We start from the raw sequence: 12,780 nt of genomic DNA, 5'->3' as shown, positions 1-12,780 counted from the left end.
GATAGCATCAGGAGGTGACTTCACAGGCTTCCCCGGCGTCCGGCAACACCTGGCCCCGGCTGATCTCGGCATTGATCAATCGCAAGGACCTCACGGCGGACAACACCTCATGGGCGATGGACACCATCATGTCGGGGGAGGCCACCGCTGCACAGATCGCGGGCTTCCTGGTCGCCCTCAGTGCCAAGGGTGAAACGGTGGAGGAGCTTTCGGGCCTGGTGGCGGCGATGCTGGAACACGCCAATCCGGTGTCGATCTCGGGCGAAAAGCTCGACATCGTCGGGACCGGCGGGGACCAGCTCAACACAGTGAACATTTCCACCATGGCTGCCCTGGTGGCGGCCGGTGCCGGCGCGAAGGTGGTCAAGCACGGCAACCGGGCCGCGTCGTCGTCGTCGGGGTCTGCGGACGTGCTCGAGGCTCTTGGCGTCAGGCTTGACCTGTCCATTGCCCAGGTGGCGCGCAACGCCGAGGAGGCGGGAATCACCTTCTGCTTCGCCCAGGTCTTCCATCCCTCATTCCGGCACACCGCAGTCCCGAGGCGCGAGCTTGCCATCCCCACCGCGTTCAATTTCCTCGGCCCACTGACCAACCCGGCCAAGGTCCAGGCTTCTGCCGTGGGTGTCGCGAATGCCGGGATGGCGCCGCTGGTGGCGGGTGTCCTGGCCCGGCGGGGGAGCCGTGGCCTGGTGTTCCGCGGTGACGACGGACTGGATGAACTCACCACCACCGGACCTTCCACGGTCTGGGAAATCCGCGATGGCGCTGTCCGGGAACTGACTTTTTCGCCCCGGGACCTCGGAATCAGCCTGGCAACGGTCGAACAGCTCCGCGGTGGCGACGCCCAGGCCAACGCGGTTGTTGTGCGGGAAGTCCTGGCGGGCAAGGAAGGGCCCGCCCGGGATGCAGTGCTGCTCAACGCGGCAGCCGGGCTGGTGGCCTTCGACAGGGCTGCCGAGGGGCCGTTCATCGACCGGATGCGTAATGCCTACGGCCGCGCCGCCGCATCGATCGATTCCGGTGCTGCCGCTGCTGTGCTGGAGAAGTGGGTATCCCTCACCAGCTCCTAGGCCCGCCTACTGCTCGAAGCCCAGGGAGAATGCCGCATCCAGGTCGTGCTGGGAGTAGGCCCTGAAGGCGATGTGGGTGGTGGTGTGGACTACGGCCGGAACTTTGGACAGCCGGTCGGCAATGACGTCTGCCAGGTCCTCGTGCCGGTGTACGCGTGCAACGGCGATCAGGTCCCATTCGCCGGTCACCGAGTACACCTCGCTGATGCCCTCGATCGCGGAAATCTCCTCGGCTGTCTCTGGGATGCGGGCAGCGTCGGTCTTGATCAGAACGAATGCGGTGATCACGTGAACCCTTCCGGATCTGTTGCGCCGCGGCTAGGCCCGGCAAGCGTTTCGGTGCTGTCAGCCTATTACATCAGCCTCCGACCTGGCCGACGTCAGCCCGACGCCAGCCGGTCAGCCGTGCGGGGAGGTCACACGCTCCTGCGGCGACGGATGCCGGCAAGCAGCAAACGGTAGCCGAGCAGCAAAAGGCCCAGGCTGAGCAGCGCCACGATAATGAAGGGGAGGACAACGGTCTGGCCCGTGATGGCACGCAACAGCATGCCGCCCACCACACTGCCAAGCCACACTCCCAATCCGGCCCTGCGCAGGGACAACGGGTGCCGCCATGCCCTTGTTGCCAACCATCCGGCCGCCGCTCCTGCCAGGAACGGCCACGCCGTGAGCAGCACGCCGGACACAACGTCCCCGCGCTGGTGGGCATCACGTCCAATGGCGGCAAAAACCAGGATCAGCACGATGTCTGTCAGCGCCGCACCCGCCAGCAACTTGGCTGAGGGGGACCTGGCAGGCTCGACATTCCAAAAACTCATGGATTCGAGCCTAGCCTCCCATTCCCGGGCAGCGCGATCCACACTAGGCTCAAGCCGGAAGGGAGCAATCATGCCGCGAAAAATTGGGACCTGCCTCTGGTTCGAGAATCAGGCCGAAGAGGCTGCGCAGTTCTACACCAGCGTTTTCGACGATTCCAGGATCCTCAACATCTCCCGGTTCGGGGAGGGCGCCCCGGATACGCCGGGGGAGGCGATCGCCGTCGACTTCGAGCTGGAAGGGCGCGGCTTTACTGCATTGAATGGCGCCCGCGGCTCCAGCTTCAACGAAGCGGTTTCCTTTGTGGTGGACTGCGAGGACCAGGCTGCAGTGGACCGTTACTGGACAGCCTTAACTGACGGCGGCGCGGAAAGCCAGTGCGGCTGGCTCCGGGACAGGTACGGCGTGTCGTGGCAGATTGTTCCCACAGTCCTTCCGTCGCTGATCGCCGGACCGGATCCACAGGGATCGCAGCGCGCAATGCAGGTCATGCTGGGCATGCGAAAACTGGACATTGCGGAACTGCAAAAGGCTTACGACGGCTGACGCCAACACAGCAACCTTTTGGAGGCTCTTTGAACAAGCCCCTGTGGATCTGTTGCCTGCTGGGCGCTGCAGTTGGCATCACCCTTGGACTCGCCGTCTTCGACAGCCCGGTTGTGGGCTTTGCACTGGGCCTGGGACTGGGCGCGCTGGTGGGTGCGGGAATAGGCACCAGGAGCTAGCCCGAAGCTGCGCGTCCTGCCGAAGGATGACCACGCCATTGGGCGAAGGCGGCACGGGAAGTATCAGGGGCATTCGCGGCATGCTCACATCGCCTGGAACCGACGCCCGGACCACTGGCAGCGACCGCTTCCGAACTGTCCCGCACGACGCAGCTGCGCTCACCACGCCAGTACAGCAAGCCCGTAGCCCTACCGTCCATTGCCGGTACAGCCATGTTGTTCATGGCGGCATCGAGCAAGAACAAAACCGCTGCCCAATCGGCCCTCATGCTGCAGCTGGTGACCACCGCTTTTGCCATCCACGAGATGTATCAACAATCCGGACGAACAAGGGAAGCGCAGCGGATCCGCGCCGTGGTGACCGAACAACTGAAGCCCTTCGCAGCGACCATGCCCCAGCCGGTCACGGTGGGAGCCCCGGAACAAGCCGCATCAGAGAAGACGCCGGTGCCGAAGTTCGTGGAGCTTGGTCTCCGCGGCATGGCTCCCATCCGCCCAGGTTCTGCAGTACCGACCATTCCGATGCCTGCGAAAACTTACCAACAGGCAGGGCGCGAATCCGGCCCTGTGCTCGACCGATAAAGAATCACACCAAGTGCAAGGGGGAACACCATGAGCGAATCAGATGGAATCGATGACGCCATATACCAATTGTGCGCACCAGCTATTACAGCCAGAAGCCCTGACGCCGGTACAGGCGACGGCCCCTACCGCACCCGTCGTCAGTAAGTGCCAACCCTGTCGTGGCGAGGCCTGTCAAAACGCACCACTCGTGACCAGCATTTCATCTTGATCGGGCGGCGATGTAGACCGGGGCTGAGCTTGCGGAGTGGGTGCCACAAGTTGATCCATGACTGCCCGGTTTCGCGAAGGAGTACACCGCGGCAGTTTCCACTTGTCGCACCTCACGCTAATTGCCGGCACCCCCGCGGGCCAGCCCTGGCAGCCGGCTCTTGCCGGACTTCGTGTGAGTGAGCAGGATGGACCAAGCCGGGCTGACCAGATACAGGGAAGGCAGGAACTATGCGCTTGATTCAGGTTGCCCAGTACGCCGGTGATCTTCGTCGGGCGGCGGCGTTTTATTCCCATCTGCTGGCGGTTCAGCCAACAGCGGTGTTTGACCCGCCCGGCCTTGTGTTTTTCGATCTCGACGGCGTGCGGCTGCTGCTGGAAGCAAACGCCCCGAGGGCACTTCTGTACCTCGGCGTTCCCGATGTGAGGAAGACCGTGGCCGAGCTCACGGGCAGGGGAGTAGAGCTGGTAACTGCCCCGCACATCATCTACAGGCACAGTGACGGGATGCTTGGTCCGCCCGGCATGGACGAGTGGATGGCCTTCATACGGGACAGCGAGGGAACCACGGTGGGACTCGTCAGCCAGCTGGCGGCAGGACCATCAGTTACCGGGATTCCGGACGCGTGACGCCAGTGCGCCGGCAAAAATTCTTGTATATCCGCCCATGGTCGGTGTCGGCGTGCTTACCGCCCGTGACATGTCCACGCCGATCGTCCACCACCGGTCCCAGGTAGCGCGGGCGAGCAACGGCCATTCATACTGCCACGCGTGCGAGGGCTGAGGAAGCTTTACAGCCTTGGTCCAGCAAACACGCACTTTTCGAGCCACTCTTTCGCCCCTTGTGACCGCAGCTTTAAATAACGCTGGCTATCAGCTTTTAGCATTTAGGCGAAGTCCGATGAGGGCAACTAGGTAAGGGTCCCAGGCTTAGCTGACCGAAGAGAACGCGGTTGAATGACGAGGCGGGCTTAGCGGTGTGGGAACAAAAAGAAGCTGACCGGCTTGTGCCGGCCAGCTTCTTTACAACCGCTTAGAGCGGCTGGATGTTCTCCGCCTGCGGACCCTTAGGGCCCTGGGTGACGTCGAACTGAACCTTCTGGTTCTCGTCTAGGGAGCGGTAACCGCTGGAGGCGATTGCCGAAAAGTGTGCGAACACGTCAGCGCTTCCGTCGTCGGGGGCGATGAAACCGAAGCCCTTTTCGGCGTTGAACCACTTGACCGTACCTGTTGCCATGCTTGTTTCCTTCACGGGTCGCGGGCCGGATCCGCTTTTCGGATTGCCGTCCCCGCCACTCACACCATGAGCCTACGTCCAGCGGTGGGGGGCGGGCAAGAGACCGGTCAAAGGCTGGACTTCGGGAGGACGGCCATACGAGGTTGCGGCAGCCTGACTTCGAGTACCTGGCTGGCGCGTAGTGTGCCCTCCGGGAGGCGACACGACTGGCCTGTTGCCCCGTTGCAACACCACCGGTAAGGCTGCGTCGTTGCCTCATTGAAAAATTTCCGCGAAACGCCATCACGCGGAGCTTCTTGAACGGGCCGTTAATCACGGGTAAGCGGCAGCGACAATCTAATGGGGATCAGTGGAAGCGGCGTGGAGCCGGCGGCGGCTGGGGGTGGCGATCGCGGTCTCAGACGAAGGCCCTCGTCGCCGGCTCCGCTTATGACGCTATGGCGAAAAGTTGAGAGATACCCGAGTAATCCGTACGTGTTTCCTGAAACAGGACCACCCGCTGGCTACGGACGGTTGAGGTGTCCTTTCCTGAGGGACACTGGCGGGGGAGCGGCTCGACTGCTTCATTTTGGCTTCAAGGCCTGGTCTGCAGACGTGCCAGAGTGGCGGTGGTGGATCTGTGGATCGCCAGCCTCCCAGAAGCTCCGGTCAACCGCTATTTGACCAGAGCTTCGCCATTGCTCAGGGCAGTGTGTTTTTCTGAAGCGTGGAGCACCCAATTCGTCTTTACGTATTTATTGGCGCGGGGCGTGAAGCGTTGCCACACGTCTTACTGGACGCCTCGATATCGCTGGCATGCTATTCCTGTTTCCTCGTCCGGTACCGGTCTCAGGTAGAGCGGGAGAGCAACGGCCATTCATACTGCGTCGAGTGCGAAGGCTGATGCAGCCCGTTCCAAGGCCTGGTCCAGCAAACATGGACTTTTCGCGCCCTCTTTTCGCCCCTTCTGACCGCAGCTTTACATAATGTAGATTATCGGCGTTATGGGAAGGGCCGGAAGGGGCGGTTGATCTCCTGAGCCAACCTCTACAGCCGGCAACACTTTACGAGCCGCCAAGTGAACAATTCCGCAGGTCAGCGCCGGAAGCATTGTCTTATCCCGGGGCCTCGTTAAGAATGAGTCAATGACGGTCTACGTGCGATCCCTTGAAACAGCAGTCCCGAAAACTGTGCTGGTCCAGTCTGAAGCCCGTGACGTATTTGCGGCCCAGCCGGGGCTATCGAGGCTGGGCTCCAGGCTGGTAGGAACTTGCTTCGACTCAGCGGCCATCGACACGCGCTATACCGCCATCGACGAACTCACCAACGAGTTCCGCTCCACTGATCCGCAGTTCTACGACCAGGCGTCGGGGCTCCTCCTGAACCCCAGCACCAAGGTACGCAACGGCATTTTCGCCCGGGAGGCCACCAAACTCTTTGTGGAAGCGGCCCGCGCAGCACTGGACGCCTGCCCGGAGCTTGATTTACTTGACATAACTCATGTCATCACCGTCTCCTGCACAGGTTTCTTCAACCCCGGACCGGACTACAAGATCGTGCGCGAGCTTGGCTTGAATCCGGCGGTCCAGCGGTACCACCTTGGCTTCATGGGCTGCTACGCCGCATTTCCCGCGCTGCGCGCCGCCAAGCTCTTCTGCGAGGCCGACCCCGACGCCGTCGTCCTGGTGGTCTGCGCTGAACTGTGCTCCCTGCACGTGCGGACATCAAACGACCCGGACACCATCATGGGCTCAGCACTTTTTGCGGACGGTGCCGCTGCCGCCGTCGTGACAGCCCGGCCAGGCGCCGCAGAAGACTCGCTGCTGCAGCTGGACCACTTCGAAACGGTACTCACGCCTGTTGGCGAAGACTCCATGGCCTGGAACATCGGGGACCACGGCTTCGAAATGGTGCTTGGCAACTACGTCCCGCACATCATCGACGACCATATCGTTGGGGCGCTGCAACCCCTCCTGGCCCGGGACCCCGTGCTGGCAGCACTCCCCTACAACGACATCCAGCACTGGGCCATCCATCCGGGCGGGCGGAGCATCCTGGACAAGGTCCAGTCCCGGCTCGGCCTGACCGACCACCAGCTGGTCCCTGCCCGCGAGGTCCTGCGGAACTACGGCAATATGAGCAGCGCCACGGTGCTGTTCGTCCTCAAACACATCCTTGACCAGGACATCGAACCCCGGAACCCCAACGCCGGCACCGGTGACGAGGGGCCCGGGGACAACCGGATATGCTCCATGGCCTTCGGTCCCGGGCTCACTGTTGAAACTGCACTGTTCACCAGGCTGCGGCAGGCGCCGGGAGCGTTGAATCAGGAGGCCGAGCGGGACCATCTTGAACAGCCCCTGGAAGCACCGGTGGCTTGACCGGGTGGCATTCATGATGCGGGACCGGGCCGCCGAAGCCGTGGAGCTGATGGACCTGCCGGACTGCGACCCACGGCTCCTGGACAACACCTATCGCCAGTTCGGCGTCGTCAACAGGGTCCTCAGCGGCTGGCGGCGGTTGTACCGGCGGGAACTGCGGCCGGTCCTCACCGCCGGCTCCGGTTCGGGCACGCTTTTGGACATTGGCTGCGGTGGCGGCGACCTCGCCGTCATGCTGGCCCGCTGGGCGGAACGCGACGGACTGACGCTACGGATCACAGGCATCGATCCGGATCCGCGGGCTGCTGCCTTTGCTTCGAAGCGGCCTCCGGTACGGGGCGTTGAATTCCGGCAGGCCCACAGCGCCGACCTCGTGCAGGAGGGCAGGACCTATGACGCCGTGATTTCCAACCATGTCCTCCACCACCTGGCTCAGGAGGAGCTGCAGCAGCTGCTGGAGCATTCGGAACTACTGTCCACGCAAAAGGCCCTGCACAATGACCTCCGCCGCAGCCCCGCAGCATACGCACTTTTCGGGGTGGCTGCCCTGCCCTTCCGCAACTCCTACATCCGGGCGGACGGCCTGACCTCGATACGCCGCAGCTACACGCCCCCGGAGTTATCGGCACTGGCTCCCCCCGGCTGGACCGTTGAGCGAACCGCAATGTTCCACCAGGTCCTCGCCTGCCGCAGGAACTGACCATGGCTGCGGATGTGGTGATCGTGGGCGGTGGGCCCGTGGGCCTGTACCTCGCCGCGGCACTTCTCCAGGAGGGAATCACCGTCCGGGTGCTCGAGCGGAGGCAGTCCAGGGAGCCCCACTCACGGGCCATCGGCATCCATCCACCCGCCCTTGCAGCGCTGGACGCGGTCCAGGTGGCGCCGGCAATGGTGCGGGAGGGCGTGCAGATCCGGACGGGAATGGCTGTGAGCGGCGGAAAGACGGTAGGCACCATGCGGTTCGACACTGTGTCGGACGTCTTTCCGTTCGTTCTGGCCCTCCCCCAGTTCCGAACTGAACAACTGCTGGAGCACCGCGTGCGCACCCTCGACAGCGCGGCGCTGGTCAGGGGTGTCGAGGCCAGGGCGCTGATGGACGACGGCGGCCGCCTCGCCGTCACCGTCGAAGCGGCCCCGGGTGCCACCATGGGCAAGAAGGAGTTCACGGCGTCCCTGGTGGTGGGTGCCGACGGCGCCCGGTCCCACCTTCGCGATGTCATGGGCGTGCCGGTGCAAAAACGGACGTACCCGGACCACTACCTCATGGGGGACTTCCAGGATCCCGGGCCCTTTGGAAGCAAGGCTGTGCTGTTCCTCGAGCCCGACGGGATCGTCGAGTCATTTCCGCTTCCGGGCGGATTCAGGCGCTGGGTTGTCCGTCTCGGACAGCCGGCCGTTGCAGCGGGCGCGGAGACCCTGGCGGAACTTGTCATGCGGCGTACGGGAATGACGCCTGATCCCGATACCAACACCATGCTCAGTGCGTTCAGCGTCCGCTCCGCCCTTGTGCGCCGCATGGTGGAAGGCCGTACGGTCCTCATCGGGGATGCAGCCCATGAAATCAGTCCTATTGGAGGCCAAGGCATGAACCTTGGCTGGCTGGATGCCCAGGCGCTGGTTCCACTCATCCGTGAAGCCCTGGCCGGCCGGCAGACGGACCGCGGGTTTCGGAAATTCAACGCCGACCGGCAACGGGCCGCAGTACTGGCCAGGCGCCAGTCCGAGATCAACATGATGCTGGGACGTCCTCTGCCGCTGGGATTGCTCCGCCTTCGGAATGCAGGCATCGGCGCCGCAGCCGCAACCCCGGCCGTGAACCGGTGGGTGGCAAGGCGTTTCACCATGCAATAGGAGCAACTGCCAGCCGACAGGGGCCACCAGCGTCAGCGGAAGTAGCAGTCGTAGCTGTCCTGGCTGACGACCAGGCCGGCGCTGACTTCGAAAACGGACGACGTCCTCGCCCGGATAGTGTCTCCCCGGTCCCAGTACCGGAGGTCCATCAGCACCGTCGCGGACCAGTCGGCTTCCACCGCCACCCTGCTGCCTTCGCAGGTGGTGCGGCGGATGGTGAATTTCTGGTCCGACACCACCTGCGAACTTTGGTCTGCGCCGGCCAGCACATCATCCAGGGTCCGGGTGGAACCCTCCGGAGACAAGAGGTGCGGGGCCTCAACCAGCACGAATGCGTCGGACAGGAAAGGCCTGATCCCGGCCGCTCCCCCGCCGGCTTCGAGTACCTGAATGAACTGGAGGACGAGGTCCAGCGGGGAGGCGCGGAAGGAGGGGTATTCAGCCATGGAACCGACCTTACCCAGCCCCGGGAGCCCGCTGTCGCCCAGTAGGCTTTCGTCATGAACCACGCAGCGCCCCAAACCGCCCTAACCGCAGAACAGATCCGCGAAACCGTGGACCGCATCCTCTCTGCCGGGGAGTTGCCTCCCATCGTCCAGGCAGGCCATCCTGCACTGCGCCAGCGGGCTGCCGCTTTTGACGGTCAGTTGCCGGCGGAGCAGTTGAGCCGCCTGATCGCCCTCATGCGCCAGGTCATGCACGAGGCACCGGGAGTGGGACTGGCGGCGCCCCAGCTCGGGATACCCCTTCAGATCGCTGTGATGGAGGATCAGTTCGACGTCGACCAGGAGGCTGCCGCCCTCCGTCACCGCAGCCCCCTGGAATTCCTCGCCGTCCTCAACCCCACGTACACGGCGCAGGGGTCCGGCCTTGCCTCCTTTTACGAAGGGTGCCTTTCCCTTAACGGGCTCCAGGCCGTCGTAGCCCGGCCGGAGAAGGTCCTGCTCGAATATGAAACGCCTGAAGGCGCTGCGGTGCAGCAGGAGTTCACAGGCTGGCAGGCCCGCATCGTTCAACATGAGACGGACCACCTTAACGGCATCCTCTACCTTGACCGTGCGCAGCTGAGGTCCCTCAGCAACAACGCCGAGTACGCGGCACACTGGGCTGAGCCCGGAATCAGCAGGGCGCGGGAGGGCCTCGGTTTCGACGACGGGCCGGCGGGCATCAGCGTCTGCTGACAGTTTCCGTGGCGCGGCAGCCTGCCGCCTCCGGCCGGTGTTGGGCAAGCCGCCTTAGGATGGTGCAATGCCCACTTCCACGGATCTCCCCCTGCTGTGCCCGGTGTGCTCGGGCCAGCTGGTTTTTTCCGACGCCAACGCGGGAGGTTCCACTGCGCCAGGGCAACACCGGCTTGCCTGCACATCCGGGCATAGCTTCGATGCCGCCCGCCAAGGGTATTTCAACCTGTTGGTGGGCAAAGGCACGGCATTCGAGGCTGACACCGCCGGGATGGTGGAAGCCCGCTTCAATTTTCTGGGCCACGCACACTACCGCCGGCTGGCAGAAGCGGTGGCAGCCGCCGTCGTGCCCTGTATCTCCGAAGAGCGCGCTGTGGTCCTGGACTCCGGGACGGGTACCGGCCACTACCTGCGGGTGCTACTGGACACCGCTGCTGCGCAGGGCCGCCCGGTAAGTGCGGTGGGGCTGGATATTTCCAAGTTCGCGCTGCGGCGGGCAGCCAGGCTGAACCCGGAGGCAGTCAACCTGGTGTGGGATGTGTGGCAGCCGCTGCCGCTGGCCAACAGGTCAGTCGATGCTGTCACAGTGGTGTTCGCGCCGCGCAACCCCCCTGAGTTTGCACGCGTGCTGCGGCCAACCGGCCGCCTGGTGGTAGTAACGCCCCGGGACGGCCACCTTGCGGAGATAGCTGCCATGACCGGAATGCTCGCAATCGAGGAGGGGAAGGACGTGCGGCTGGCAGCGGCAATGGGCCGGCACTTTGATCTTGAGGCGAGCTCCGACGTCGACATTCCCCTGGCGCTGACCCGCCCTGAAGCAGCAGACCTGGCCTTCATGGGACCGGCAGGGCACCACCTGGAAAGGCGAGAGATCGTTGAACGGCTGGAAGACAGGGCGGAGCCTGTACGGACCGAAGCGAAGTTCCGGCTTTTGGTTTTCCGGCCCAAAAACGTGGCTGCCGCGTAACGACTTGGCCACTATCACTTAGCGGTGGACATGACCCAGCCCACAGTCGGTGGCCCCGGACTAGGATGGAAGGACAGTTACTGGAGGGTCCGCGGCCGCGGTTCCCCGTAACGAAGGGGGAACCGGTGTTCGAATGGTTGGGGGAAAACTGGTGGGCCCTGTGGCTCACGGCTTTCCTGGCATTTGCAGTGATCGAGATGATCACCCTTGACCTGTTTTTCATCATGCTCGGCGGCGGAGCGCTCGCCGCCCTGGTGGCCGACTTCGCAGGTGCTGACATGTGGCTGCAGATCGTCGTGTTCTGCGTCGTGTCGCTGCTCATGATTGCTTTCGTCCGTCCGGTGGCACTGTCCCACCTGAAAAAAAGCCCGGCCGGGCAGCGCAGCAACATCGACCGCCTGATCGGTGAACAGGCCGTTGTGATGGAAGCCGTGACGGCTGACGGCGGCCTGGTGAAAATCGGCGGCGACATCTGGAGTGCACGTTCAGCAGCGGGAGTTCTTCCCGCGGGCCAAAAGGTGGTTGTGGCTGCCATTGACGGCGCCACTGCAGTGGTTTCGGCACCGCCGGCCGTCACCGGCCAGTCCTGACACAGCCTTATCAATTGGGGAAAAAGGAGATTTATGGAAAACGCAGGAGGAGCCGCATTGGCCATCGTGCTGGTAGTCCTGATCGTGTTTGTGATAATCGTCCTGGTCCGGGCAGTCCGGATCATTCCGCAAGCCAGGGCGGGCGTCGTGGAGCGTCTCGGAAAGTACCAGCGCACGCTTAATCCAGGACTCACAATCCTGATTCCCTTCGTGGACAGGCTCCTGCCACTGCTGGACCTGCGCGAACAGGTGGTGTCGTTCCCGCCGCAGCCGGTCATTACCGAGGACAACCTGGTGGTCTCCATCGACACCGTGGTCTATTTCCAGGTCACTGACCCACGTGCAGCAACCTACGAAATTGCCAACTACATCCAGGCAGTGGAGCAGCTCACCACAACCACGTTGCGCAACGTGGTGGGCGGGTTGAACCTCGAAGAAGCACTTACCTCGCGCGACCAGATCAACGGGCAGCTCCGCGGCGTTTTGGACGAGGCCACCGGGCGCTGGGGTATCCGGGTGTCGCGGGTGGAGCTGAAGGCCATTGATCCGCCCCACTCCATCCAGGATTCCATGGAGAAGCAGATGCGGGCCGAGCGTGACCGCCGGGCAGCCATCCTCACCGCTGAAGGAACCAAGCAGTCAGCCATCCTCACCGCAGAGGGACAGCGGCAGGCTTCCATCCTCGCCGCGGAAGGCGACGCCAAGGCTGCCATCCTCCGCGCTGACGGTGAGGCACAGGCCATCCAAAAGGTCTTCGACGCAATTCACAAGGGCAACCCGGACCAGAAGCTGCTGGCGTACCAATACCTGCAAACCCTGCCGAAGCTGGCGGAGGGCTCGTCCAACAAATTGTGGATCATTCCCAGTGAAGTCGGTGAAGCCCTGAAGGGCATCGGAAACGCCCTGGGCGGGACCAATCCCGATCCAGGCGCTGCCGGTGGGCTGTTTGACGAGGTAGGCGCGAAGTCCTCCGAGCCATAAGCAGCGCCGAGAGGCAGGGAGGGATCCGCGGTCGACGCGGATCCCTCCCTTTGTTTTGGTCTCCGGGGCATGACCCAGGTATAATTGTGTATTTGTCCGGCAGGAGCGATCCGCTGGAACAACCAAGCTTCGCGATGCGTTGAATCTTATGATGCAGCACAGAGCAAACAGTAGCCCGGCGGTGCTTTATCGCCACCGGCTGGCGCGGGG

Annotated in this window: 16 protein-coding genes and 1 pseudogene; 13 read left to right on the top strand and 4 right to left on the bottom strand. The window is 63.5% G+C overall.

All coding sequences use genetic code 11. The annotated features are described in order from the left end of the window. Positions 1–14 precede the first annotated feature (14 nt). A complete protein-coding gene (trpD, locus tag NXY83_RS10500) occupies positions 15–1,070 on the top strand; it encodes an anthranilate phosphoribosyltransferase (protein WP_258802193.1) in 1,056 nt (351 codons plus the stop codon). Between the two features lie 6 nt (positions 1,071–1,076). Here the strand turns inward: trpD and NXY83_RS10495 are convergent, their stop codons facing one another. Next, on the bottom strand, positions 1,077–1,358 hold the full coding sequence (locus NXY83_RS10495; RefSeq protein WP_013601017.1) for an Lrp/AsnC family transcriptional regulator: 282 nt from the start codon (positions 1,356–1,358) through the stop codon (positions 1,077–1,079). 128 nt (positions 1,359–1,486) lie between these two features. Beyond that, entirely contained in the window at positions 1,487–1,888 is a 402-nt protein-coding gene (locus NXY83_RS10490; protein WP_258802192.1) for a DUF3054 domain-containing protein, read from the bottom strand. A gap of 70 nt (positions 1,889–1,958) precedes the next feature. On the opposite strand from NXY83_RS10490, the gene NXY83_RS10485 reads away from it, so the two are divergent. From NXY83_RS10485 to NXY83_RS10470, 4 genes are all read left to right on the top strand, one after another. After that, positions 1,959–2,432 (top strand): VOC family protein, encoded by a 474-nt coding sequence (locus NXY83_RS10485; protein WP_258802191.1) that lies wholly within the window; start codon positions 1,959–1,961, stop codon positions 2,430–2,432. A 29-nt stretch (positions 2,433–2,461) separates the two neighbouring features. Next, positions 2,462–2,611, top strand: a complete 150-nt coding sequence (locus tag NXY83_RS10480; protein ID WP_258802190.1) for a hypothetical protein — start codon at positions 2,462–2,464, stop codon at positions 2,609–2,611. Positions 2,612–2,833: 222 nt separating this feature from the next. Beyond that, the gene (locus NXY83_RS10475; RefSeq protein WP_258802189.1) at positions 2,834–3,193 is read left to right on the top strand and encodes a hypothetical protein; all 360 of its coding nucleotides are present in this window, start codon (positions 2,834–2,836) and stop codon (positions 3,191–3,193) included. Between the two features lie 441 nt (positions 3,194–3,634). Continuing rightward, positions 3,635–4,033 carry a VOC family protein gene (locus NXY83_RS10470; RefSeq protein ID WP_258802188.1) on the top strand — a complete coding sequence of 133 codons (399 nt, stop codon included), beginning with the start codon at positions 3,635–3,637 and terminating at the stop codon, positions 4,031–4,033. Between the two features lie 403 nt (positions 4,034–4,436). Here the strand turns inward: NXY83_RS10470 and cspE are convergent, their stop codons facing one another. Then, positions 4,437–4,640, bottom strand: a complete 204-nt coding sequence (cspE, locus tag NXY83_RS10465; RefSeq protein WP_104046164.1) for a transcription antiterminator/RNA stability regulator CspE — start codon at positions 4,638–4,640, stop codon at positions 4,437–4,439. Positions 4,641–5,433: 793 nt separating this feature from the next. Between cspE and NXY83_RS10460 the strand changes: the two are divergent. The 4 genes and pseudogenes from NXY83_RS10460 to NXY83_RS10445 all read left to right on the top strand — a co-directional run. After that, positions 5,434–5,523: pseudogene (locus NXY83_RS10460) on the top strand (DUF4193 family protein); the annotation flags it as partial. A gap of 241 nt (positions 5,524–5,764) precedes the next feature. Further along, positions 5,765–7,000 carry a type III polyketide synthase gene (locus NXY83_RS10455; RefSeq protein ID WP_258802187.1) on the top strand — a complete coding sequence of 412 codons (1,236 nt, stop codon included), beginning with the start codon at positions 5,765–5,767 and terminating at the stop codon, positions 6,998–7,000. Positions 7,001–7,016: 16 nt separating this feature from the next. Then, on the top strand, positions 7,017–7,700 hold the full coding sequence (locus NXY83_RS10450; protein WP_258806159.1) for a class I SAM-dependent methyltransferase: 684 nt from the start codon (positions 7,017–7,019) through the stop codon (positions 7,698–7,700). 2 nt (positions 7,701–7,702) lie between these two features. After that, positions 7,703–8,851, top strand: a complete 1,149-nt coding sequence (locus NXY83_RS10445; protein WP_258806045.1) for an FAD-dependent oxidoreductase — start codon at positions 7,703–7,705, stop codon at positions 8,849–8,851. 32 nt (positions 8,852–8,883) lie between these two features. On the opposite strand, the gene NXY83_RS10440 is transcribed toward NXY83_RS10445, so the two are convergent. Next, positions 8,884–9,297, bottom strand: a complete 414-nt coding sequence (locus tag NXY83_RS10440) for a nuclear transport factor 2 family protein (protein ID WP_258806044.1) — start codon at positions 9,295–9,297, stop codon at positions 8,884–8,886. Positions 9,298–9,351: 54 nt separating this feature from the next. Between NXY83_RS10440 and NXY83_RS10435 the strand changes: the two genes are divergently transcribed. From NXY83_RS10435 to NXY83_RS10420, 4 genes are all read left to right on the top strand, one after another. After that, positions 9,352–10,032 (top strand): peptide deformylase, encoded by a 681-nt coding sequence (locus NXY83_RS10435; RefSeq protein ID WP_258806043.1) that lies wholly within the window; start codon positions 9,352–9,354, stop codon positions 10,030–10,032. A 67-nt stretch (positions 10,033–10,099) separates the two neighbouring features. Beyond that, positions 10,100–10,999 (top strand): methyltransferase domain-containing protein, encoded by a 900-nt coding sequence (locus NXY83_RS10430; RefSeq protein ID WP_258806042.1) that lies wholly within the window; start codon positions 10,100–10,102, stop codon positions 10,997–10,999. A 125-nt stretch (positions 11,000–11,124) separates the two neighbouring features. After that, positions 11,125–11,589: an NfeD family protein gene (locus NXY83_RS10425; RefSeq protein WP_258806041.1), complete on the top strand. Its 465-nt coding sequence runs from the start codon at positions 11,125–11,127 to the stop codon at positions 11,587–11,589. Between the two features lie 33 nt (positions 11,590–11,622). Then, positions 11,623–12,570, top strand: coding sequence for an SPFH domain-containing protein (locus NXY83_RS10420; RefSeq protein WP_258806040.1), 948 nt, complete (start codon positions 11,623–11,625; stop codon positions 12,568–12,570). Positions 12,571–12,780: the final 210 nt, after the last annotated feature.

Origin of the sequence: Pseudarthrobacter sp. NS4 (genome assembly GCF_024758005.1) — a bacterium.
Taxonomy (GTDB): Bacteria; Actinomycetota; Actinomycetes; order Actinomycetales; family Micrococcaceae; genus Arthrobacter.
The sequence above is the reverse complement of the archived record's forward strand: the minus strand, read 5'-3'. Positions and strand labels throughout refer to the sequence as shown.